At 70.7% G+C, this 22255-nt stretch carries 21 protein-coding genes; 17 read left to right on the top strand and 4 right to left on the bottom strand.

Features of this window, described 5'->3' with window-relative positions:
- The first annotated feature begins 8 nt into the window (after window positions 1-8).
- Window positions 9-1586 carry an ABC transporter substrate-binding protein gene (locus ACGFRF_RS17345; RefSeq protein WP_393740650.1) on the top strand — a complete coding sequence of 526 codons (1578 nt, stop codon included), beginning with the start codon at window positions 9-11 and terminating at the stop codon, window positions 1584-1586.
- 83 nt (window positions 1587-1669) lie between these two features.
- On the opposite strand, the gene ACGFRF_RS17340 is transcribed toward ACGFRF_RS17345, so the two are convergent.
- Window positions 1670-2341, bottom strand: coding sequence for a response regulator transcription factor (locus ACGFRF_RS17340; protein WP_010045368.1), 672 nt, complete (start codon window positions 2339-2341; stop codon window positions 1670-1672).
- A 14-nt stretch (window positions 2342-2355) separates the two neighbouring features.
- Window positions 2356-3417: a RecB family exonuclease gene (locus ACGFRF_RS17335; protein ID WP_393740882.1), complete on the bottom strand. Its 1062-nt coding sequence runs from the start codon at window positions 3415-3417 to the stop codon at window positions 2356-2358.
- 478 nt (window positions 3418-3895) lie between these two features.
- Here ACGFRF_RS17335 and ACGFRF_RS17330 point away from each other — a divergent pair, with 478 nt between their 5' ends.
- From ACGFRF_RS17330 to ACGFRF_RS17320, 3 genes are all read left to right on the top strand, one after another.
- Complete coding sequence (locus ACGFRF_RS17330; protein WP_393740648.1) at window positions 3896-5428, top strand: site-2 protease family protein; 1533 nt, start codon at window positions 3896-3898, stop codon at window positions 5426-5428.
- 38 nt (window positions 5429-5466) lie between these two features.
- The gene (locus tag ACGFRF_RS17325; RefSeq protein ID WP_393740646.1) at window positions 5467-6369 is read left to right on the top strand and encodes a tRNA (adenine-N1)-methyltransferase; all 903 of its coding nucleotides are present in this window, start codon (window positions 5467-5469) and stop codon (window positions 6367-6369) included.
- A gap of 245 nt (window positions 6370-6614) precedes the next feature.
- On the top strand, window positions 6615-7196 hold the full coding sequence (locus ACGFRF_RS17320; protein ID WP_393740644.1) for a hypothetical protein: 582 nt from the start codon (window positions 6615-6617) through the stop codon (window positions 7194-7196).
- 7 nt (window positions 7197-7203) lie between these two features.
- On the opposite strand, the gene ACGFRF_RS17315 is transcribed toward ACGFRF_RS17320, so the two are convergent.
- Window positions 7204-7506, bottom strand: coding sequence for a ferredoxin (locus ACGFRF_RS17315; protein ID WP_393740642.1), 303 nt, complete (start codon window positions 7504-7506; stop codon window positions 7204-7206).
- Between the two features lie 521 nt (window positions 7507-8027).
- Between ACGFRF_RS17315 and arc the strand changes: the two genes are divergently transcribed.
- The 5 genes from arc (at window position 8028) to prcA (ending at window position 13844) form a co-directional block, all read left to right on the top strand.
- Window positions 8028-9794: a proteasome ATPase gene (gene arc / locus ACGFRF_RS17310; RefSeq protein WP_393740640.1), complete on the top strand. Its 1767-nt coding sequence runs from the start codon at window positions 8028-8030 to the stop codon at window positions 9792-9794.
- A 232-nt stretch (window positions 9795-10026) separates the two neighbouring features.
- On the top strand, window positions 10027-11538 hold the full coding sequence (gene dop / locus ACGFRF_RS17305) for a depupylase/deamidase Dop (RefSeq protein ID WP_393740638.1): 1512 nt from the start codon (window positions 10027-10029) through the stop codon (window positions 11536-11538).
- A gap of 172 nt (window positions 11539-11710) precedes the next feature.
- Window positions 11711-11929, top strand: coding sequence for a ubiquitin-like protein Pup (locus ACGFRF_RS17300; protein WP_393740636.1), 219 nt, complete (start codon window positions 11711-11713; stop codon window positions 11927-11929).
- A 270-nt stretch (window positions 11930-12199) separates the two neighbouring features.
- Window positions 12200-13045, top strand: coding sequence for a proteasome subunit beta (gene prcB, locus ACGFRF_RS17295; RefSeq protein WP_393740880.1), 846 nt, complete (start codon window positions 12200-12202; stop codon window positions 13043-13045).
- Between the two features lie 61 nt (window positions 13046-13106).
- The gene (gene prcA / locus ACGFRF_RS17290; RefSeq protein WP_393740634.1) at window positions 13107-13844 is read left to right on the top strand and encodes a proteasome subunit alpha; all 738 of its coding nucleotides are present in this window, start codon (window positions 13107-13109) and stop codon (window positions 13842-13844) included.
- Window positions 13845-13909: 65 nt separating this feature from the next.
- On the opposite strand, the gene ACGFRF_RS17285 is transcribed toward prcA, so the two are convergent.
- The gene (locus tag ACGFRF_RS17285) at window positions 13910-14926 is read right to left on the bottom strand and encodes a LacI family DNA-binding transcriptional regulator (protein WP_393740632.1); all 1017 of its coding nucleotides are present in this window, start codon (window positions 14924-14926) and stop codon (window positions 13910-13912) included.
- 190 nt (window positions 14927-15116) lie between these two features.
- Here ACGFRF_RS17285 and ACGFRF_RS17280 point away from each other — a divergent pair, with 190 nt between their 5' ends.
- The 8 genes from ACGFRF_RS17280 to ACGFRF_RS17245 all read left to right on the top strand — a co-directional run bounded on the left by ACGFRF_RS17280 (window position 15117) and on the right by ACGFRF_RS17245 (window position 22058).
- Window positions 15117-16376 carry an MFS transporter gene (locus ACGFRF_RS17280; protein ID WP_393740631.1) on the top strand — a complete coding sequence of 420 codons (1260 nt, stop codon included), beginning with the start codon at window positions 15117-15119 and terminating at the stop codon, window positions 16374-16376.
- Window positions 16377-16385: 9 nt separating this feature from the next.
- On the top strand, window positions 16386-17747 hold the full coding sequence (gene pafA, locus ACGFRF_RS17275; RefSeq protein WP_393740629.1) for a Pup--protein ligase: 1362 nt from the start codon (window positions 16386-16388) through the stop codon (window positions 17745-17747).
- Window positions 17748-17888: 141 nt separating this feature from the next.
- Complete coding sequence (locus tag ACGFRF_RS17270; RefSeq protein WP_393740627.1) at window positions 17889-18887, top strand: FKBP-type peptidyl-prolyl cis-trans isomerase; 999 nt, start codon at window positions 17889-17891, stop codon at window positions 18885-18887.
- 87 nt (window positions 18888-18974) lie between these two features.
- Window positions 18975-19346: an FKBP-type peptidyl-prolyl cis-trans isomerase gene (locus ACGFRF_RS17265; RefSeq protein ID WP_356939163.1), complete on the top strand. Its 372-nt coding sequence runs from the start codon at window positions 18975-18977 to the stop codon at window positions 19344-19346.
- Window positions 19347-19483: 137 nt separating this feature from the next.
- On the top strand, window positions 19484-20437 hold the full coding sequence (locus tag ACGFRF_RS17260) for a helix-turn-helix transcriptional regulator (RefSeq protein WP_393740625.1): 954 nt from the start codon (window positions 19484-19486) through the stop codon (window positions 20435-20437).
- Window positions 20438-20450: 13 nt separating this feature from the next.
- Entirely contained in the window at window positions 20451-21479 is a 1029-nt protein-coding gene (locus ACGFRF_RS17255) for a helix-turn-helix transcriptional regulator (RefSeq protein WP_393740623.1), read from the top strand.
- A gap of 81 nt (window positions 21480-21560) precedes the next feature.
- A complete protein-coding gene (locus ACGFRF_RS17250) occupies window positions 21561-21821 on the top strand; it encodes a hypothetical protein (protein ID WP_393740878.1) in 261 nt (86 codons plus the stop codon).
- Between the two features lie 42 nt (window positions 21822-21863).
- Window positions 21864-22058 (top strand): hypothetical protein, encoded by a 195-nt coding sequence (locus tag ACGFRF_RS17245; protein WP_393740621.1) that lies wholly within the window; start codon window positions 21864-21866, stop codon window positions 22056-22058.
- The last annotated feature ends 197 nt before the right edge of the window (window positions 22059-22255 follow it).

Genomic DNA, 22255 nt, shown 5'->3' with positions numbered 1-22255 from the left:
CATTTCAAGTGAACATGCGCAACCAGTGGCCAGTCCTGCCCCTCGTGGCGGGGCTGGCCTCCGGCCTGTTGACCGGCTGCGGCTCGGAGACCGGTGATTCCGGGGGTACCGGATCCTCCGTGGTGATGGGGATGTCCGACGACGTCCTCGCCACGGATCCGGCATCCGGCTATGACCCCGGCTCCTGGCTGTTGTTCAACAACGTCTTCCAGTCGCTGCTCGGTTTCCCCAAGGGAGCGACCGAACCCGAGCCCGAACTGGCCAGGCAGTGCACCTTCACCGACGCCCAGGCGATGGTCTACAAGTGCGAACTGAAGGACGGTCTGAAGTTCAGCAACGGTGACGCCCTCACCTCCGAGGACGTGAAGTTCTCCTTCGACCGCATGATGAAGATCGACGACCCCGCCGGTCCCGCGATCATGTTCCCGATGCTCGGCAGGGTCGAGACACCCGACGCGAAGACGGTCGTCTTCCATCTGAAGGTCCCCGACGCCACCTTCCCCAGCAAGATCGCCTCCGGCGCCGGCTCGATCGTGGACCACCGCCAGTACGACGCGGACGGCCTGCGCACCGACCACGAGGCCGTCGGCTCCGGCCCCTACAAGCTGGACTCCTTCGACAAGGACCAGGCGGTCTTCTCGGTCAACGACCACTACAAGGGCACCGCCGAGGTCAAGAACTCCGGCGTCACCCTCAAGTTCTTCCACGGTGACCGCACCGCCCTGAAGCAGTCCCTCCTCGACGGCGGCATCGACATCGCCTACCGAGGCCTGGCCGCGACGGACCTCGCCGACCTCGATCAGGGGAACGGCAAGGGCGTCGAGGTCATCGAGGGCAGCAGCGCCGAGGTCCAGCACCTGGTCTTCAACATGGAGGACCCGGTCGCCGGCAAGCTCGGCGTCCGTAAGGCCATGGCCTACCTCCTCGACCGCGACGCCCTGATCAACGACGTCTACCAGGGCACCGCCACCCCGCTGTACTCGATCATCCCGGCGGGCATCGTGGGCCACAACACCGCCTTCTTCGACACCTACGGCGCCCGCCCCTCCCGTGCCAAGGCCGCCGCGGCGCTGGCCGCCGACGGCATCACCGGCAAGGTCAAGCTCACCTTGTGGTCCACGCCGTCCCGCTACGGCCCCGCCACCGACCAGGAGCTGAAGGCCATCGCCGGCCAGCTCAACGCCGGCGGACTGTTCGAAGCCGACGTGCGGTCGGTCGCCTTCGACCAGTACGAGAAGGACATCGCCAAGGGCCGGTACGGCGTCTACGTCAAGGGCTGGGTGCCCGACTACCCGGACGCCGACAACTTCACGGCACCCTTCTTCGGCAAGGGCAACGTGCTGGCCAACAACTACACCAACAGCACCATCACCGGCTCCCTCATCCCCGGCACGGCTGCGCAGAGCGACCGTGGCGCGACCGACAAGCAGTTCGGCAAGCTGCAGGACATCGTCGCCGCCGAACTGCCCGTCCTGCCGGTCTGGCAGGCCAAGCAGTACGCGGTGGTCCGCGACGGCGTCTACGGCCTGGAGTACTGCCTGGACGCCTCGACGGTGTTCCGGTTCTGGGAACTCAGCAAGAGCTGACGCCGGTCACGGCGAAGGGCGCCCCTCGCCGAGCGGGAGGGGCGCCCTTCGCCGTCGTACGGTCCAGTGGCCGTCGTACGGTCTCACTGTGCGCCGGGGCGCACCAAGCCGCTCTCGTACGCGTACACGGCGGCCTGCACGCGGTCCCTCAGACCCAGCTTGGTCAGCACATGCCCCACGTGGGTCTTCACCGTCGTCTCGCTGACGAACAGGTCGGCCGCGATCTCGGCGTTGGACAGCCCGCGCGCCACCAGCTTCAGCACCTCCACCTCACGGTCGGTGAGGGTGTGCAGGGTGTCCGGCACCGGCTCCTCGCCGGAGGGCAGATGTGTGGCGTACTTGTCCAGCAGGCGCCGGGTGATGCTCGGCGCGAGCATGGCCTCACCGGCCGCGACGACCCGGATCGCCTGCACCAGCTCGTTGGCGGGGGCGTCCTTCAGCAGGAAGCCGCTGGCACCGGCCCGCAGCGCCTCCACCACGTACTCGTCCAGGTCGAACGTGGTCAGCACGAGCACCTTGGCCGGACCGTCCCGTCCGGGACCGGTGATCTGCCGGGTGGCTTCCACCCCGTCCATCCGAGGCATCCGGATGTCCATCAGCACGACGTCCGGCTGCAGGGCCCGTACCTGGTCGAGGGCCTGCAGGCCGTCGCCGGCCTCGCCGACGACCGCGAGGTCCTGCTCGGCCTCCAGGATCATGCGGAACCCGGTACGCAGCAGCGGCTGGTCGTCGACCAGTAGGACGCGGATGGCCACGTGACACTCCTTCGCTAGTCCGGCCCCATTCTGCCCTGCGACCCGGCACCGGATTCGGGCGCCCTCAGGGGCAGCGGATAGGGCGGGGGAGTGCCGCCGAACTCGGGGCAGTGCGCCTGGTGGTCGCACCAGCCGCACAGCTTGGTGGGCCGGGGCCGCCAGACACCGGTCTCCGTGGCCCGAGCGATGGCCTCCCACAGCGCGTGCAGCTTCCGCTCCACCCGCTCCAGATCGGCGGGTACCGGGTCGTACGTCAGCACGTCCCCGCTGCCGAGGTAGACCAGCTGGAGCCGGCGCGGAATCACCCGCTTCAGCCGCCACACGACGAGGGCGTAGAACTTCATCTGGAACAGGGCGCCCTCGGCGTACTCGGGCCGCGGCGCCTTCCCCGTCTTGTAGTCGACGATCCGCACCTCGCCGGTCGGCGCCACGTCCACCCGGTCGATGATCCCGCGCAGCCGCAGCCCCGACTCCAGCTCCGTCTCGACGAACAGCTCCCGCTCGGCCGGCTCCAGGCGCGTGGGGTCCTCCAGCGTGAACCAGCGCTCCACGAGCCGCTCGGCCTCCTCGAGCCAGCGGGCCAGCCGCTCGCCGTCCGGATCGTCGGCGAACAGCTCGGTCACCTCCGGCCGGCTCTCCCGCAGCCGGTCCCACTGCCCCGGGATCAGCGCCTTGGCCCGCGGGGCGGTCCGCTCCCCGGCCGGCGCGTCGAACAGCCGCTCCAGCACGGCGTGCACCAGCGTCCCCCGGGTCGCGGCCTCGCTCGGCTTCTCCGGCAGCCGGTCGATCACCCGGAACCGGTACAGCAACGGACACTGCATGAAGTCACTGGCCCGGGAGGGAGACAACGAGGTCGGCGCAACGGCGACCCGCCCGGCGACGGCCACGTCCGCGTCACCGGCGTCGATCGCGACTTCCCCCGCCGGGGTGGCCGTGGTCCGAACGCCGTCGGGGTGGGGCGGGCCGGGCCGCTGGGCGCCGATGGCGACACCTGCCGCCGGGGTGGTCGCCGCCGCGTCTGCATCGCCGAGCGTGGCGCTCGCCACCACTTCCGCCGCCGTCGTATCCGCAGCCATCGCAGCCGCAGTCGTTTCCGTCGCCGTCGCAGCCGCCGCGCCCGGCAGCGCTTCCGCCGCCGCACCCGCAGGCGAGTCGGCCGGCGTTTGCGCCTCCCGGTTCGGGGCCGGTGTCGTGGCCGGCGGTATCGAGGGGTTCGGCGGGGTCGCGCGAGCCTGTGGCGGCGCCGTGGGCGTCGTAGGCGGTGTCGGGTCGGCCGGGTCCGTCCGTTCGGCCGCGCCCGGCAGGGCGTCCGCTCCGCCCGGCAGGGCGTCCGCTCCGCCCGGCAGGGCGTCCGCCTCCTCGATGCTGCTGTCCATGCCCACAGACCTTACGGCCCACCACTGACAGTGACCCGGTCACCGCCCGCGTCGGCCGTGCGACCGCGGGGCAAACACAAGGGGTGCCGGGGCGAAACGTGCCACCACGGCCGCATACCATCGACCAGAGACCCTTCCGCCCGGCAGGCGCGGAAGACGCTTCGAACGAGGGGACACCGTGGACGTGAGCGGCGGGAGCGGGCAGCCGCGGTCCGGCAACGACGAGCCGGCCGAGCACCCCGCAGGTCCTACGGCCCCGGCGACCGGACCCACCGACGACCCCGGGCCCGAGCCCGAACGCGGCAAAGGGCCGGCGGCCCCACAGGACCCCCCTGCCGCGGACCGCGCCCCGGACGGCGACGAGGACGGCCGGGCGGACACGCCACGACCCGAGCCCGGCCCCACCGGCACCCGCAGCACCGCACACACCACCGGCACCGACGGCCGGGCCCACGGCGCCGCCCCCCACCACCCCCACCACCCCGATCCCTCCGAACACCGTTCCCTCGCCCACTCCGGCATCGCCAAGGGCGAGCCGCCCCAGCCGCGGCCCAAGGAACCCGGCGGCGGCATCCTCATGGGCCGCCCCTTCGGGGTCCCGGTGTACGTGGCGCCGAGCTGGTTCCTCGTCGCCGCCCTGATCACCTGGGTCTTCGGCGGCCAGCTCGACCGCGTGCTGCCCGAGCTGGGCGCCGCCCGCTACCTGGTGTCCCTCTTCTTCGCGGTCGCCTTCTACGCCTCCGTCCTGGTCCACGAACTGGCCCACACGGTCGCCGCGATCCGCTTCAAGCTCCCGGTCCGCCGCATCCAGCTGCAGTTCTTCGGCGGTGTCTCCGAGATCGAGAAGGAGGCCGAGACCCCGGGCCGGGAGTTCGTCCTGGCCTTCGTCGGCCCCCTGCTCTCGCTCCTCCTGGCCGGGCTGTTCTACCTCGCCATGAAGCCCGTGGAGCCCGGCACCGTCCCCGGCGTGCTGCTGGCCGGACTGATGGTCTCCAACCTCATCGTGGCGATCTTCAACCTCCTGCCCGGCCTGCCCCTCGACGGCGGCCGCATGCTCCGCGCCGTCGTCTGGAAGATCAGCGGCAAGCCGATGACCGGCACCGTCGCCGCCGCCTGGGTCGGCCGCGCCCTGGCCGTCTGCGTCCTGATCGGCCTGCCGCTGCTCAACCAGTCCGGCGCCCTCGGAGGCGGCGGCGAGGACACGGGCGGCATGGACACCGTCACCGACGCCCTGCTCGCCGCCATCCTCGCCGCGATCATCTGGACCGGCGCCGGCAACAGCCTGCGCATGGCCCGGCTGCGCGAACACCTCCCGGAACTGCGCGCCCGCGCCCTCACCCGGCGCGCCGTACCCGTCGAGACCGACACCCCGCTCTCCGAGGCCCTGCGCCGCGCCAACGCCGCCGGTGCCCGTGCCCTGGTCGTCGTCGACGCCGACGGCCACCCCCTCTCCCTCGTCCGCGAGGCCGCCATCGTCGGCGTACCCGAACACCGCCGGCCCTGGGTGGCCGTCAGCGGCCTCGCCCAGGAGCTGACCGACGGCATGCGCGTCTCCGCCGAGCTGGCGGGCGAGGAACTGCTGGACGCCCTGCGCGCCACCCCGGCCACCGAGTACCTGGTCGTCGAGGAGACCGGCGAGATCTACGGCGTCCTGTCCGCCGCGGACGTCGAGCGCGCCTTCGTCAAGGCCATGGCCAGGCCCACGCCGTAGTGGTCGGCGGCCCCGGCAAAGGCCGGTAGTCTGTTCACATGTCCGAACCGACCGGTGCCGCCCGCAGGCGCGGGCCCTTCAAGGTCGGGGACCAGGTACAGCTGACCGACCCCAAGGGCCGCCACTACACGTTCACGCTCGAAGCCGGGAAGAACTTCCACACCCACAAGGGCTCCTTCCCGCACGACGAACTGATCGGCGCTCCCGAGGGCAGCGTTGTCCGCACCACCGGCAACGTGGCCTACCTCGCGCTGCGCCCCCTGCTCCCCGACTACGTCCTGTCCATGCCCCGCGGGGCAGCCGTCGTCTACCCCAAGGACGCGGGGCAGATCCTGGCCTTCGCCGACATCTTCCCCGGCGCGCGCGTCGTGGAGGCCGGCGTCGGCTCCGGCTCGCTCAGCAGCTTCCTGCTGCGGGCCATCGGCGACCAGGGCATGCTGCACTCCTACGAGCGCCGCGAGGACTTCGCGGAGATCGCCCAGCAGAACGTGGAGCGCTACTTCGGCGGCCCGCACCCCGCCTGGCAGCTCACCGTCGGCGACCTCCAGGACAACCTGTCCGACACCGACGTCGACCGCGTCATCCTGGACATGCTCGCCCCCTGGGAGTGCCTGGAGGCCGTCTCCAAGGCCCTCGTCCCGGGCGGCATCGTGTGCTGCTACGTGGCCACCACCACCCAGCTCGCCCGAACCGTGGAGTCCATCCGGGAGATCGGCTGCTTCAACGAGCCGACCGCCTGGGAGACCATGATCCGCAACTGGCACATCGAGGGCCTGGCCGTCCGCCCCGACCACCGGATGATCGGCCACACCGGCTTCCTGCTCACCGCCCGCCGCCTCGCGGACGGCGTCGAGCCGCCCATGCGCCGCCGCCGCCCCGCCAAGGGCGCCTACGGCGAGGACTACGCCGGACCCAACGCCGACGGCGGCGCCGGCCGCTGACCGGCCCCGCACGCATACAACGCAAGGGCGCCGTGGCCGAGTTCCCGATCGACCGACGGGAACTCGGACACGGCGCCCGCCCGTTGACAGGGCACCAGGACCCCCACGACCCCTGTGCGCCGTACGCACCACACGCGCGGGCGTGCCGCCTGCGGGAATCCCGGACCCCGCCGTTCCCCCGCACTGTGACGTGTGGCACCATGCTGGCCACCCCACCGGCACAGCCCTCACAGGAGACACTCCTCGTGCAGCATTCCGCCGTTCCGGAGCTCGCCCACACCCAGACGCGGCCCATCCACTGGGTCGCCACGGCCACCGCCGTCGCCGGTGTCGTGGCCCTCTCCTCCGTCGTGCAGCCCGGATCGGCCACGGCCGCCCAGTCCGCCACCGGCACGCGGACCACGTCCGCCCCCGCGGCCGTGGCGCCGCCGAGCACGGCGGGTGTGGAGTTCCCGCTGGACTGCGGCCCGGTGAAGGCCGTGGTCGTCAAGAAGGCCACGGGAGACCTGGACGGCGACGGCAGGCCGGAAACCGTCGCCGTGGTGCACTGCGACGCCCCCATGGGCACGCCGCCCGACGGGGTCTACGTCCTCACCCGCGCCGCGGACGGCGGCAGGCCCCGTGTGGTGGCCACCCTCGTGGCACCCAAGGACCGGCTCACCGTCACCGACTTCGCCGTACGCGCGCGTGCCGTCTCCGCCACCCTGCTCGGCTACTCCTCGGACGCCGTGCCCAGTTGCTGCCCCGACGTGAAGACCCCGGCCACGTGGCAGTGGAACGGCAGCGCCTTCCTGCGCTCCACGCCGGGCGGGGCGCGCAGCGTCTGAACCGGACTCACGCCGCGTCGGGCCCGTACACCTCGACCTTGTCCGAAACCCGGCGCACATGGATGCACTCGCCGGGGCACTCCTTCGCCGAGTCCACCACGTCCGTGAGCAGCGGCAGGGGCACGGGCGTCGTCGCTCCCGGGTCCTGGAGCAGCACGTCGTCCGCGCCCTTCACATAGGCCAGCCCGTCGATGTCCAGCTCGAACACCTCGGGGGCGTACTGGGCGCAGATCCCGTCGCCGGTACACAGGTCCTGGTCGATCCAGACCTCCAGCGCATCGCCGCCCGGGGCCTCCTGCTGCACGGTCATCTCTCCTGCCGTCGGTTCGCCGGGCGGTCCCGGTGCCGCGAGGGCCAGCCAGGTCCGCTCCAGCGGCTGTTGAACACACTCGACCCTACCTCCGCGCGGTTTCCGGTCGTGTTCCCCCGGTTCCGGGTTTCCACCCCGGCCCCCTCGGGTACGAGGCGCCCGATCAGGAGAGGGGCACCCCGGCCCCGGGCCCGACCACTTCGGGCCGGACCGGTGGTGACACCGCCCGCCCGTACCGTCGCTCTGCGTGATGATCGCAGGAGCGTGCCGCGGGCTGCCCGCGTACGGGCCGATCGAATCGGAACAGACAACTCCGGCCAGTACGGAAGGGTTTTGGCCGCATCGTGCATGGAACAAGCTGCTTCCACATCACGTTGAGTGGGTATTCCCTCCGTGCGAGGGAGAGCGCACCGGGTGACCGACGACACACCTTGACAGTCTTTGTGATCTAGGGGTTTCAATCGACACCCACCCAGGTAGGGTCTGGAAGCGTCCAGCTCCCCTTGGAGGAGGTGAGGACCGTGGCAGCCCACGACGACGACATGAACCGCGGCATCCGCCCGGGACGCGGGTCCGACGACCCGGCCGGGCAGATCGCCTACCTTGAGCAGGAGATCGCCGTCCTGCGACGTAAGCTCGCCGACTCTCCGCGACACACGAGAATTCTCGAAGAGCGGATCGTCGAGCTGCAGACCAACCTGGCCGGCGTGTCCGCCCAGAACGAACGACTGGCCAACACCCTCCGCGAGGCCCGCGACCAGATCGTGGCCCTCAAGGAAGAGGTCGACCGGCTCGCCCAGCCGCCGGCCGGCTTCGGTGTCTTCCTGCAGGCGAACGAGGACGGCACAGCCGACATCTTCACCGGCGGGCGCAAGCTCCGGGTGAACGTCAGCCCCAGCGTCGAGCTGGACGAGCTGCGCCGTGGCCAGGAAGTCATGCTCAACGAAGCGCTCAACGTGGTCGAGGCCATGGAGTTCGAGCGCGTCGGCGACATCGTCACCCTCAAGGAGATCCTCGAGGACGGCGAGCGCGCCCTCGTGCTGGGGCACACCGACGAGGAACGGGTGGTGCGGCTCGCCGAGCCGCTGCTGGACGTCACCATCCGCGCCGGCGACGCCCTGCTGCTCGAGCCCCGCTCCGGCTACGTGTACGAGGTCGTGCCCAAGAGCGAGGTCGAGGAACTCGTCCTCGAAGAGGTCCCCGACATCGGCTACGAGCAGATCGGCGGCCTCGGCAACCAGATCGAGGCCATCCGCGACGCGGTCGAGCTGCCGTATCTCTACCCGGACCTGTTCAAGGAGCACGAGCTGCGCCCGCCCAAGGGCGTCCTGCTCTACGGCCCGCCCGGCTGCGGCAAGACGCTCATCGCCAAGGCCGTCGCCAACTCGCTGGCCAAGAAGGTCGCCGAGGTCACCGGCCAGGCCGCCGGCAAGAGCTTCTTCCTGAACATCAAGGGCCCGGAGCTGCTCAACAAGTACGTCGGCGAGACCGAGCGGCAGATCCGCCTCGTCTTCCAGCGTGCCCGTGAGAAGGCCAGCGAGGGCACCCCCGTGATCGTCTTCTTCGACGAGATGGAGTCCCTCTTCCGGACCCGAGGCTCCGGTGTCAGCTCGGACGTGGAGAACACCATCGTCCCGCAGCTGCTCGCCGAGATCGACGGTGTGGAAGGCCTGCAGAACGTGGTCGTGATCGGCGCCTCGAACCGCGAGGACATGATCGACCCGGCCATCCTGCGCCCCGGCCGACTCGACGTGAAGATCAAGATCGAGCGTCCCGACGCCGAGGCGGCCAAGGACATCTTCGGCAAGTACCTCACCGAGCGTCTCCCGCTGCACGGGGACGACCTCGGCGAACACGGCGGCGACAAGGGCGCCACGGTCCAGAACATGATCCAGACCGCGGTCGAACACATGTACGCCGAATCCGAGGAGAACCGCTTCCTGGAGGTCACCTACGCCAACGGCGACAAGGAAGTCCTCTACTTCAAGGACTTCAACTCCGGCGCCATGATCGAGAACATCGTGGGCCGCGCCAAGAAGATGGCGATCAAGGACTTCCTGGAGAAGAACCAGAAGGGCCTCCGCGTCTCCCACCTCCTCCAGGCCTGCGTGGACGAGTTCAAGGAGAACGAGGACCTGCCCAACACCACCAACCCGGACGACTGGGCCCGCATCTCCGGAAAGAAGGGCGAGCGGATCGTGTACATCCGTACCCTCATCACCGGAAAGCAGGGCGCGGACACCGGACGCTCCATCGACACGGTGGCGAACACCGGTCAGTACCTGTAACGGCAGGGCGGCTGCGGGTGCCCTCACCGGGTACCCGCAGTTCTTGCTTTTTCGGGCCACGACCGGAGCAGCCAATGACGCAAATGATCTCCCCACCAGCGCAAAGGCGTTCTAGGCTCGTTCCTACCGCCGAGTCGCGCAGTGCGGGGACGGGCACCGCACACGCACCGGAGCGCCAGCGGTACTTGAGCAGCGCCCACGACCGAGGGTGCCGCCGGGCAAGGAGGGCCGCATGACCGTACGGCGAGTAATGGGCATCGAGACGGAGTACGGGATCTCCGTCCCCGGCCACCCGAACGCCAATGCCATGCTCACCTCGTCCCAGATCGTCAACGCCTACGCGGCGGCGATGCACCGGGCCCGCCGGGCCCGCTGGGACTTCGAGGAGGAGAACCCGCTGCGGGACGCGCGAGGCTTCGACCTGGCCCGGGAGGCGGCAGACGCCAGTCAGCTCACCGACGAGGACATCGGCCTCGCCAACGTGATCCTCACCAATGGCGCACGCCTCTATGTCGACCACGCCCATCCCGAATACAGCGCCCCCGAGGTCACCAACCCCCGCGACGCCGTCCTCTGGGACAAGGCGGGCGAGCGGATCATGGCCGAGGCGGCCGAACGGGCCGCGCAGCTCCCCGGCGCCCAGCCGATCCACCTGTACAAGAACAACACCGACAACAAGGGCGCCAGCTACGGCACGCACGAGAACTACCTGATGAAGCGGGAGACCCCGTTCTCGGACATCGTGCGCCACCTCACGCCCTTCTTCGTCTCCCGCCAGGTCTTCGCGGGCGCCGGCCGCGTCGGCATCGGGCAGGACGGTCACGAGCACGGCTTCCAGCTCAGCCAGCGAGCCGACTACTTCGAGGTCGAGGTCGGCCTGGAGACCACCCTCAAGCGCCCGATCATCAACACCCGCGACGAGCCGCACGCGGACGCGGAGAAGTACCGCCGCCTGCACGTCATCATCGGCGACGCCAACCTCTCCGAGATCTCCACCTACCTCAAGCTGGGGACGACCGCCCTGGTCCTCTCCATGATCGAGGACGGGTTCATCGCGGTGGACCTGGCGGTCGACCAGCCTGTACGCACCTTGCACCAGGTCTCCCACGACCCCTCGCTGAAGCGGCTGGTCACCCTCCGCAGCGGCCGCACCCTGACCGCGGTCCAGCTGCAGATGGAGTACTTCGAGCTGGCCCGCAAGTACGTCGAGGAGCGGTACGGCGCCGACGCCGACGACCAGACCAAGGACGTCCTCAGCCGCTGGGAGGACACCCTCACCCGGCTGGAGAAGGACCCCATGAGCCTCGCCGGCGAGCTGGACTGGGTCGCCAAGCGCGAGGTCATGGAGGGTTACCGCCGCCGCGACAGCCTCGACTGGGACGCCGCCCGGCTGCATCTGGTCGACCTCCAGTACGCCGACGTACGGGCCGAGAAGGGCCTGTACAACCGCCTGGTGGCCCGCGGACGCATGAAGCGGCTGCTGGACGAGGCGGAGGTCGACAGGGCCCGTACGAAGCCGCCGGAGGACACCCGCGCGTACTTCCGCGGCCGCTGCCTGGAGCAGTACGCGGACGACGTCGCCGCCGCGTCCTGGGACTCGGTGATCTTCGACCTCCCCGGCCGGGATTCGCTGCAGCGCGTTCCAACCCTGGAACCGCTACGCGGAACGCGAAATCACGTCAAGGAGCTGCTGGACCGCTGCCGCACCGCGGAAGACCTGGTCAGGGTCCTGTCAGGCGGGTGAACACGATCAGCGGGTACTCGTACCGCCCCGGGCGGACGGGGTGGAAATCCCACCGCCCGGGAATCATCGAGGTGGCCCCCGCACGTTGTGGAAACTGCGGGGCCGATGTCGGACCCGGCTTGTAGGGTCTGATCATCACCGATCGGCAGGCGAACTGAGCGGGGTGAGGGTTATGGCAACCAAGGACACGGGCGGCGGCCAGCAGAAGGCGACGCGCTCCACCGAGGAGGTCGAGGAGCAGGCGCAGGAGGCGCAGGCTTCGGAGGACGTCAAGGAGCGGCACGAGAAGCTGAGCGACGACGTGGACTCCGTCCTGGACGAGATCGACGACGTCCTGGAGGAGAACGCGGAGGACTTCGTGCGTTCCTTCGTGCAAAAGGGTGGGCAGTAAGCCACCTCTGCCTTCGAACCCGAGGTTCGAGGGTGCGGGAGTCGTGAGTGGCCACCGAGCGGTCCACGGAGCACTGCTCGCGGCCGGAGAGGTCCGGGCCGCGGGCAGTCTTCGTCGCCGGGAAAGGCTTCGGCCGGGCATGTGGATCACCGCCACGAGCCGGGTAGGGTCCGTGGCATACCGTGCTGCAACTGCAATTCGGCCATCGGCAAGTGGGGAGAGCGGTCCCGGGCTTGCCCGCCGGACTGCCGCCTATGTGGAAGGAAACTTGTGGAAGCCAATAATCGTGGCACCGGGCGTCTACCAGCAGCCTTCCTGACGCCAGGGTCCTCCTCCTTCATGGACTTCCTCTCCGAGCACCAGCCCGAGCTGCTGCCCGGAAACCGGCAGCTGCCACCCACGCAGGGCGTGATCGAGGCACCCCACGGGACGACGATCGTCGCCGCCACGTTCCCCGGGGGCGTGGTGCTCGCGGGCGACCGCCGGGCGACCATGGGGAACGTCATCGCCCAGCGGGACATCGAGAAGGTCTTCCCGGCGGACGAGTACTCGGCCGTCGGCATCGCCGGCACCGCCGGTCTCGCCGTGGAGATGGTCAAGCTCTTCCAGCTCGAGCTCGAGCACTTCGAGAAGGTCGAGGGCGCTCAGCTGTCGCTGGAGGGCAAGGCGAACCGGCTGTCGACGATGATCCGTTCCAACCTCGGCATGGCCATGCAGGGACTGGCCGTCGTCCCGCTCTTCGCGGGGTACGACCTGGACCGGGAGAGGGGCCGCATCTTCTCCTACGACGTCACGGGCGGCCGTTCCGAGGAGCACAACTTCGCGGCGACGGGTTCCGGCTCGATCTTCGCGCGCGGCGCCATGAAGAAGCTGTTCCGTGACGACCTGACCGAGGAGCAGGCCACCACGCTGGTGGTCCAGGCCCTCTACGACGCGGCAGACGACGACTCGGCGACCGGTGGTCCCGATGTCGCCCGCCGGATCTACCCGATCATCACCGTGATCACCGAGGACGGCTTCCGCCGGCTCTCGGAGGACGAGTCCTCCGGGCTTTCCCGCGCGGTGCTCCAGCGGCGTCTGGAGGAGCCGGACGGCCCGAAGGCCGCCCTGCTCTGACAGCGCGCCCGGTTCTTTCGAAGGTGATCCAGTGACCATGACAGAAAGGGACGGATAACCGGTGTCGACGCCGTTCTATGTCTCACCTCAGCAGGCCATGGCCGACCGGGCGGAGTACGCCCGCAAGGGCATCGCCCGGGGCCGCAGCCTGGTCGTGCTGCAGTATGCCGACGGCATCGTGTTCGTCGGTGAGAACCCGTCCCGAGCGCTGCACAAGTTCAGCGAGATCTACGACCGGATCGGCTTCGCGGCCGCCGGCAAGTACAACGAGTACGAGAACCTGCGCATCGGCGGTGTCCGCTACGCCGACCTGCGGGGCTACACCTATGACCGTGACGATGTGACCGCCCGGGGCCTGGCGAACGTCTACGCCCAGACGCTGGGCACGATCTTCTCCTCCGCGGCCGAGAAGCCGTACGAGGTGGAGCTGGTGGTGGCCGAGGTCGGGGAGACCCCCGAGGGCGACCAGATCTACCGGCTGCCGCACGACGGATCCATCGTGGACGAGCACGGCTCGGTCGCGGTGGGCGGCAACGCCGAGCAGATCAGCAGCTTCCTGGACCAGCGCCACCGTGACGGCATGAGCCTCGCGGAGGCGCTCAAGCTGGCCGTGCAGGCGCTGTCCCGGGACACCAACGGCAGCGAGCGGGAGATCCCCGCCGAGCGCCTTGAGGTCGCGGTGCTGGACCGTACGCGCCCGCAGAAGCGCAAGTTCAAGCGCATCGTCGGCCGTCAGCTGGGCCGCCTGCTGGAGGCGGACGGCGCGTCCACCGAGGCGGAGAGCTCCGAGGAGGAGTAACCCGCCACCCCGCGTCCCGTACGCCGTGTGCCCCGGCCGGTCCCCCCGGCCGGGGCACACGGCGTTCAGACAGCCCGTGGCGGGGCCGTGGAGCCCCGGACGACCAGTTCCACCGGGATGTCCTCACGGTCGGGCTCGCGGCCCTCCAGGACGGCCAGGAGGGCGTGCATGCCGCGCTCGCCGAACAGCTCGGCGTCCAGGCGTACGGTCGTCAGTTCCGGATCGAGCGCGGTGGCCAGGGCCAGGTCGTCCAGTCCGGTGACGGAGACGTCCTCGGGGACGCGCAGGCCGAGGCGGCGCAGGGCCTTGTAGGCGCCGGCGGCGAGCTTGTCGTCGTCGCAGACGACCGCCGTCGGGCGGGGGCCGGAACCGGTGAGGGCGGCCTCGGTGGCGGCCAGGGCGCCCTCGATCGAGATGGGGGCGGCGACCGTGCGGACCTCGGCGCCCGGGACCGCGGCCAGGCGCGCGGTCAGCTCCCGGGCGCGCACCTCGAACGTCCAGGAGGGCACGGCGGCGGCGAGGTGCAGGACCCGGCGGTGACCGAGGCCCAGCAGGTGCTCGGCGACCTGGCGGATGCCGTCGGCGATGTCCAGGTTCACGGTGGCGGCGCCCAGGCTGCCCTCGGGATCGCTGTCGAGCATGACCAGGGGGAGCTGGTCGCCGCGGATCGCGGTGAGGGCGTCGGCGGCCATGGAGGAGGCGATGACGCCGTCCAGGGCGGACTGCGCGGAGGCGAAGGGGTCGCGGGCGGGGCCGATGCCTTCGGGGGAGGGGTAGAGCACGACGCCGAAGCCGTGCTCGGCGGCGACCCGGGCGGCGCCGGTGTAGACGCCGGCGAAGAACTCCGTGGTCAGGGCGGGGACGACGAGCAGGACGGTGCGGGTGCGGCCGAGGCGGAGGTTGCGGGCGGCGAGGTTGGGGCGGTAGCCGAGGTCGCGGGCGGCTTCCCGGACGCGTTCGGCGGTGGCCTCCGAGACCCGGCCGCGCCACTTGTCGCCCAGCACGAGCGAGACGGCGGCCTGGGAGACCCCGGCCGCCTGGGCGACGTCACGGCTGGTCGGGCGCGTGCTGCTGCGTGCCACCGCGGTCGTGCTCCTCTGCTTGTGGTTCGTCGGGCCTTCCGGTCCGCTTCGCCTCCGGGCGCTCCGGCCCGCCGGCCCGCTCCCGGTCGTCTGGACGGGTGAACAGCGCACATGGTACGTATGGCGGAGGACGTTATACGTAACACTTCGGGTCGTCGAGGCGTCCCGGCGAGCCACGGGAGGGCAGGACATGGCCACGGGATACCTGGAGATCCTGCGGGCGCGGCACGCGCTGCGGCTGCTCACCGGCACCCTGGTGGGCCGGCTGCCCAACGCCACCGCCGCGATCGCCCTGGTGCTGTTCGTGCGCGCCGAGGGCGGCACCTACAGCCTCGCCGGCGCCCTCGCGGCCGTCTACGGCGTCGCCAACGCCGTCGGCCAGCCCGTGCTGGGCCGGCTCGTGGACCTGTACGGCCAGCCGCGTGTGCAGCTGCCCGCCGCGGTCCTGGCGGCACTCGCCATGACGGCCTTCGCCCTCTGCGGCACCGATCCGCTCCCGCTCGCCTACGTGGCCGTCACGGCGGCCGGCCTGTTCACCCCGCCCCTCGAGGGCGGCCTGCGGGCCCTGTGGCCGTCCGTGCTGCGCCGCGAGGAGCAGGTGCACACCGCGTACGCCATGGACGCGGTCGCGCAGGAGATCATGTTCACGGTCGGCCCGCTGCTGGTGACCCTGTGCGTGTCCGTGTGGGACGAGCGCGCCGCCCTGCTCGTGCTGAACCTGCTGGGCGTGCTGGGCGCGCTCTGCGTGGTCCTCTCGCCGCCCTCGCGCGCGTGGCGCTCGGCCCCGCGCGAGGCACACTGGCTGGGTGCCCTGCGCTCGCCCGGCCTGCTGGCGCTGCTCGCCGCCTTCCTGTTCGTCGGCATCGCGCTGGGCTCCATCACGGTCGCCTCGGTGTCGTACGCCGACGGTCACGGCGGTGACGCGGTCTACGGCTGGCTGATGGCCGGGCTCGGTCTCGGGGCGCTGGTCGGCGGCACGGCGTACGGCGCCCGCCAGTGGGCCGGTACGCCCGAGCGGCGACTGCGTGTGCTGGTGGCGCTTCTGGCGGTGTGTTACGTGCCGCTCACGCTGATGCCGGGCGCGGTCGCCATGGTGCTGCTCAGTGTGGTCTCCGGGGTCTTCCTGGCGCCCTGCATCGCCTGTGCGTTCATCATCGTCGACCGGCACGCCCCGGCCGGGACGGTCACCGAGGCCTTCTCCTGGCTCGTGACGACGTTCACCGTGGGCGCCTCGGTCGGAACGGGCCTGGCCGGGCCGGTGGTCCAGGCCGGTGGCACGCTGTGGGGCTTCGCGCTGCCGGGCGCGGCGGGAGCCGTGTCCCTGCTGGTCCTGCTCGCCACCGGAGGGGTCCTCGCAGCTCCCGCGCGGGGCGCGGTGGTTGCGGCTTCATCGGAAAATGATCCAAATCGTGCCGCCGAACCCCGTTTCAGCTCAGGGGATCGGGCGTAATGTTCACTCATGGACCGCCGCATTTTCGGGCTGGAGAACGAGTACGGCGTCACGTGCACGTTCAGGGGACAGCGCCGCCTGTCTCCTGACGAGGTGGCGCGGTACCTCTTCCGCCGTGTCGTGTCATGGGGCCGCAGCAGCAATGTCTTTCTGCGAAACGGCGCCCGGCTCTATCTCGACGTGGGCTCACATCCGGAATACGCGACACCCGAATGTGACAACGTGACCGAACTGGTCACCCACGACAAGGCCGGCGAGCGCATTCTCGAAGGACTCCTGGTGGACGCGGAACGACGCCTGCACGAGGAGGGAATCGCGGGCGACGTCTACCTCTTCAAGAACAACACCGATTCGGCGGGCAACTCCTACGGCTGCCACGAGAACTATCTGGTGGCGCGGCACGGGGAGTTCTCCCGGCTCGCGGACATCCTCATCCCCTTCCTGGTGACCAGGCAGCTGCTGTGCGGGGCGGGCAAGGTGCTGCAGACCCCGCGCGGCGCGGTGTACTGCGTCAGCCAGCGCGCGGAGCACATCTGGGAGGGCGTCTCCTCGGCGACGACCCGCTCCCGGCCCATCATCAACACCCGCGACGAACCGCACGCGGACGCCGAGCGCTACCGCCGGCTGCACGTCATCGTCGGCGACTCGAACATGTCCGAGACGACCATGCTGCTCAAGGTCGGCGCCACCGACCTGGTGCTGCGCATGATCGAGGCGGGCACCGTGATGCGCGACCTCACCCTGGAGAACCCGATCCGGGCGATCCGCGAGGTCAGCCACGACATCACCGGCCGGCGCAAGGTGCGCCTGGCCAGCGGCCGTGAGGCCTCCGCGCTGGAGGTGCAGCGCGAGTACTTCGACAAGGCCGTGGACTTCTGCGACCGCCGGGGCATCCGCACCGGTACGGTCGCGCAGGTCCTGGAGCTGTGGGGCCGCACCCTCGACGCGATCGAGACCGAGGAGCTGGACCGGATCGCCACCGAGATCGACTGGGTCATGAAGTACAAGCTCATCGAGCGGTACCGGGCCAAGCACAACATGACCATGTCGCACCCGCGGGTCGCCCAGATAGACCTCGCCTACCACGACATCCACCGCCGTCGCGGCCTGTACTACCTGCTGGAGAAGAAGGGCCAAGCAGCCCGCATCTGCAACGACTTGAAGATCTTCGAGGGCAAGTCGGTCCCGCCGCAGACCACGCGTGCCCGGCTGCGCGGCGACTTCATCCGGCGGGCCCAGGAACAGCGCAGGGACTTCACCGTGGACTGGGTGCACCTGAAGCTCAACGACCAGGCACAGCGCACCGTGTTGTGCAAGGACCCGTTCCGTTCCGTGGACGACCGGGTGGAGAAGCTGATCGCCGGAATGTAGCGAAAAGCGGAGAGTCAAGCGTTCGGGCACCGAAATGCCGGAACGCCACACGGGCGCCGTACGTTTCCGGTACGGCGCCCTTCTCCCGCCGTAGAGTTGCGCGCACGCCACCCACAAGATCGACCGATTACGAGGCCTTCCGTGCGCCGACGCTCACTCCTCCTCGCCGCCCTCCCCGCAGGACTGGTCACACTCGCCGGATGCGGAGACGACAAATCCGACTCCAGCAAGGCCAGCGCCTCGCCGTCGCCGTCGAGCGCACCTCCGCCGAAGATCGTCGACGGGCCGCTGCCGGCGATCACGGCGGGCACGAAGTTCGGTGAGAAGCCGACCATCGCCAAGGGGACGGGGGAGCCGTCGAAGAACCTCGCGGTGAAGACGGCGATCGCGGGCAGCGGCCGCCCGGTCGCGGAGAACGAGTTCATCCAGGCGAACTACCTGGGCCAGATCTGGAGCACCGGCAAGGTCTTCGACAACTCCTACGACCGGGGACGCCCGCTGCTCATGCAGCTGGCCCAGGGCACCATCATCGACGGCTGGCGGTACGCGCTGACGGGCAAGAAGACCGGCAGCCGGGTCCAGATCGCCGTTCCCCCCACCTTCGGCTACGGCAAGTCGGGACAGCCGCAGGCGGGCATCAAGGGCACCGACACCCTGGTGTTCGTCATCGACCTGATCGAGTCGTTCAACTCCAAGAGCTCCGCCAAGGGCGAGCCGGTCGCGCAGAGCGACGCCGCCCTGCCGAAGGTGGCCACCAACACCGACGGCAAGGTGCCCAAGGTCACCGTTCCCAAGACGGACCCGCCGAAGAAGCTCGTGTCGGCCTACGTCCTGGAGGGCGACGGCGCCGAGGTGAAGGCCGACCAGACGGTCCTGTGCCAGTTCCAGGGCCTGGTCTGGGACAGTGGCAAGACGTTTCAGCAGACCTATGGCTCGGGTCGGCTCAGCCAGTTCTCGATCGAGCAGATGCAGCAGGCGGTCAAGGGGCTGGCGCAGGGCCTGACCGGCAAGAAGGTCGGCAGCCGGGTCCTGGTCGTGGTACCGCCGGAGCTGGCCTACGGCGACAACCCGCCGAGCGGCGGCATCATCAAGAAGGGCTCCACCCTCGTGTTCACTGTGGACATCCTCGCCGCCATGTAGCGCGCGGGGCGCCCGTGGCGGGCGGGAGAGCCGCCGGGATGAAAGACTGTCCGCGTTTCGTGTCGTACACAAGCAGGAGCTTTTGACGTGAGCATCGAGAAGCCCGAGATCGACTTCCCGGGCGGCGAGCCCCCGGCGGACCTCGAGATCAAGGACATCTGGGAGGGCGACGGGCCGGTCGCGCAGGCGGGCCAGACCGTCACCGTCCACTACGTGGGCGTCGCCTTCAGCACCGGCGAGGAGTTCGATGCCAGCTGGAACCGGGGCACCCCGTTCCGCTTCCCGCTGGGCGCGGGCCGGGTCATCCAGGGCTGGGACAAGGGCGTGCAGGGCATGAAGGTCGGCGGCCGCCGCCAGCTGACCATCCCCGCCCACCTCGCCTACGGCAACCAGAGCCCGACCCCGGCGATCAAGCCCGGCGAGACCCTGATCTTCGTGGTGGACCTGCTCGGGGTCTGACCCACCGGCCGGGTCCGACCGGATCCGATCACCTGGGGCCCATGCCTGTTCGGGCATGGGCCCTCGGCTTTTGCCGGCGCACCGCGGAGCGGTACGGTCATCGGTCGTAAGCACCATAGGGGAGGCGAAAGGCGTCGATGGCCATTGCCAAGGCCGAGCGGCTGATGAACCTCGCGCTGTGCCTGCTCGGCACCCGGCGGCCGCTCAGCAAGCGCGAGCTGCGCGAGTCCATCGAGGCCTATCTCGAAGCGGGGAGCGACGACTCCTTCAACCGCATGTTCGAGCGGGACAAGGACGATCTGCGCGAGCTCGGCCTGGTCATCGAGACCGTCGAGAACCTCGACGGCGAGATCGGCTACCTCGCCCGCCGCGACAGCAACCGGCTGCCGCCCATCACCCTGGACGCCGAGGAGGCCGCCGCCCTGGGCCTGGCCGCCAAGGTCTGGCAGCAGGCCCGCCTGGCCGGCGCGGCCAGCGGCGCCCTGCAGAAGCTGCGCGCCGCGGGGCTCCCCGAGGATGTCGACCCCTACGAGGCGCACGGCGCGCTGGAACCGCGCATCCCGGTGCACGAGGCCGCCTTCGAGCCGCTGATGCTGGCCTGCCGCGACCGCCGCCCCGTCGTCTTCGACTACCGCAAGGCCTCCGCCGCCCACCCCGAGCCCCGGCACGTCGAGCCGTGGGCGCTGGAGTGCTGGCGCGGCCACTGGTATCTGGCCGGCTTCGACCGCGACCGGGGCGCCGAGCGTGTCTTCCGGCTCTCCCGGATCACCGGCAGGGTCCGCTCGCGGGGTACGGGCTTCACCGCACCCGTGCCCGACGTCGTCACCGTGCGGGAGACCGTGGCGAGCTGGGCGGGGGAGATAGCCGACCGCTCGGCGCTGATCCGGCTGCGCTCCGGCGCCGGTTACCCCCTTCGGGCGAAGGCCGTCAAGGTCCGGGAACTCGGCGACGGCTGGGACGAGTTGGAGATTCCGTACGGGCACGGCCTGGACGCCTGGCTGGTGGAGTTCGGGCCGGACGTGGTGGTGCTGGAGCCGGCCGAGCTGCGGGCCGACGTGGCGGACCGGCTGCGTGCCGTGGCCAAGGGCTGAGGGGGAGCGGACTGTGGCAGGCAAACCGGTCAGGCCCGTGAACGCCATCGACCAGACCCGGCGGATGCTCTCCCTGGTGACCTACCTCCGGGAGCGCCCCGGCGCCCGGATCGCGGACGTCGCGCGTGCCTTCGGCATCACCGAGGACGAGCTGGTCGCCGACCTCGATCTGCTGCCCATGTGCGGCACCAGCTTCCGCGGCGGCGACCTGCTGGACATCGACACCGACGGCGAGCGCATCTGGTGGCACAACCCGGCCGCGCTCGGCGAGGAGGCGGCCGAGCCGCTGCGGCTCGCCGCCGACGAGGCCACCGCGCTGCTGGTGGCCGCCCGCGCGGTGTCCACCCTGCCGGGTCTGCGGGAGAGCGACCGCCAGGCCCTGCTGCGCGCCACCGCCAAGGTGGAGGCCGCGGCCGGGGAGGCCGCCGGCGCCAGCTCCCGCCTGTCGGTGACCTTCGAGTCCGAGGGCGGGGTCTTCGCCGACGTCGACCGGGCCATCTCCGAGCGCCGCCGGCTGTGGATCCGCTACTACTCCCCGGCCCGCGACGAGGTCACCGAGCGCGAGATCGACCCGATCCGCCTGGTCAGCGTCGGACACACCTACGTCGAGGCCTGGTGCCGTCGCTCCGAGGCCCGGCGCACCTTCCGGCTCGACCGGGTCGCCGAGATCCGGATCCTCGACGAGCCGTCCGCGCCGCCCGAGATAGAGCTGCGCGACCTCTCCGAGGCCCTGGTGCAGCCGGCCGCCGAGGACCCGGAGGTCGTCGTCGAGGTCGGCCCCGGCGGCCGCTGGGTCGCCGAGTACTACCCGCACGACAGCGCCGATGAGCTTCCCGACGGCGGGCTGCGTATCACTCTGCGGACCCCCGATCCGGCCTCCCTGCGCCGGCTGGCGCTGCGGCTCGGCCGCGACGGCCGGATCGTCTCCCCGCCCGAGCTGGCCGACAGCGCCCGCCGGGCGGCCCGCGAGGCACTGGCGGCGTACGACGGACCGCCGAACACGGTGCGCGGCGCCGACGGCCAGGACGAGAGGCAGGAGTGAGCCGCGGCGCTCGCAGGGCGAACGACCAGAGAATGAGGAGCGAGGGCTGTGAGCGAGTCTCCGGTGTCCGGTGCGGGTGAGATGACGGTGGCGGCCGCCTTCGCCGGGATGAAGAGAGTGGCCCCCGTGGTGTTCCGGGCCGGCTGCCCCGACTGCCGGGGCCGCTTCGAACTGGCCGCGAGCGCCCTCCGCCTCGCCATCGGCGCGAGCAGCCGGACGACCTTCTACTCCTTCACCTGTCCCGAGTGCGGCGCCGCGGTCCGCAAGCCGGCCGGTGAGCGCATCGTCGAACTGCTCACCGGCGGCGGGGTCCGGACCCTGCGCCTGCACTCCACGGTGTAGGCGGCTGCGCTCCGCAGCGCGGGACGGACTAGGCTCGGCGCCATGTTCTGGCCGATGTTCGCGGTAGCCGTGGGTTTCCTGGGTCTCGCCGTCCTGGGGGTGCTCGCCGTCCGTGTCTTCCTGGAGGCGCGGCGCCTCGGGCAGCAGGTCGCGGACTCCGCGCGCCGCATCAACCGGGCGGCGGAGGATCTGGAGCGGGCGGCCGTGAGCACGGCCCGCTCCGTGGACGCCCTGTGAGCTGCGCCGAGGGGACGCTGTGAGTCCTGCGGAAGAAGCGCTTTGCGTCACTTCGCCCTGTCATGCTTCCCATCGGGACAGGTACGCTTCAGATCGTGGTGCGGAGAACGAGGCCCGTACCGCGGACCGGGAGTACGCACGGGGATTGCCTCACGTTTACCCCTGAGCGTTACGATCGCTGGCAGCATGACCATCGG

Source organism: Streptomyces sp. NPDC048521 (assembly GCF_043199855.1).
Lineage (GTDB): Bacteria > Actinomycetota > Actinomycetes > Streptomycetales > Streptomycetaceae > Streptomyces.
Note: the sequence above shows the minus strand (reverse complement) of the source record. Positions and strands in the feature narration are given on the sequence as shown.

What these genes read in the sequence shown, in the direction of transcription:
- ACGFRF_RS17335 (WP_393740882.1), bottom strand. Translation starts at nt 3,417, where the DNA reads ATGGCTGCGGATACGACGGCGGCGGAAGTGGTGGCGAGCGCCACGCTC.
- ACGFRF_RS17325 (WP_393740646.1), top strand. Translation starts at nt 5,467, where the DNA reads ATGTCCGAACCGACCGGTGCCGCCCGCAGGCGCGGGCCCTTCAAGGTC.
- ACGFRF_RS17315 (WP_393740642.1), bottom strand. Translation starts at nt 7,506, where the DNA reads ATGACCGTGCAGCAGGAGGCCCCGGGCGGCGATGCGCTGGAGGTCTGG.
- dop (WP_393740638.1), top strand. Translation starts at nt 10,027, where the DNA reads ATGACCGTACGGCGAGTAATGGGCATCGAGACGGAGTACGGGATCTCC.
- ACGFRF_RS17300 (WP_393740636.1), top strand. Translation starts at nt 11,711, where the DNA reads ATGGCAACCAAGGACACGGGCGGCGGCCAGCAGAAGGCGACGCGCTCC.
- ACGFRF_RS17280 (WP_393740631.1), top strand. Translation starts at nt 15,117, where the DNA reads ATGGCCACGGGATACCTGGAGATCCTGCGGGCGCGGCACGCGCTGCGG.
- pafA (WP_393740629.1), top strand. Translation starts at nt 16,386, where the DNA reads ATGGACCGCCGCATTTTCGGGCTGGAGAACGAGTACGGCGTCACGTGC.
- ACGFRF_RS17260 (WP_393740625.1), top strand. Translation starts at nt 19,484, where the DNA reads ATGGCCATTGCCAAGGCCGAGCGGCTGATGAACCTCGCGCTGTGCCTG.
- ACGFRF_RS17250 (WP_393740878.1), top strand. Translation starts at nt 21,561, where the DNA reads ATGACGGTGGCGGCCGCCTTCGCCGGGATGAAGAGAGTGGCCCCCGTG.
- ACGFRF_RS17245 (WP_393740621.1), top strand. Translation starts at nt 21,864, where the DNA reads ATGTTCTGGCCGATGTTCGCGGTAGCCGTGGGTTTCCTGGGTCTCGCC.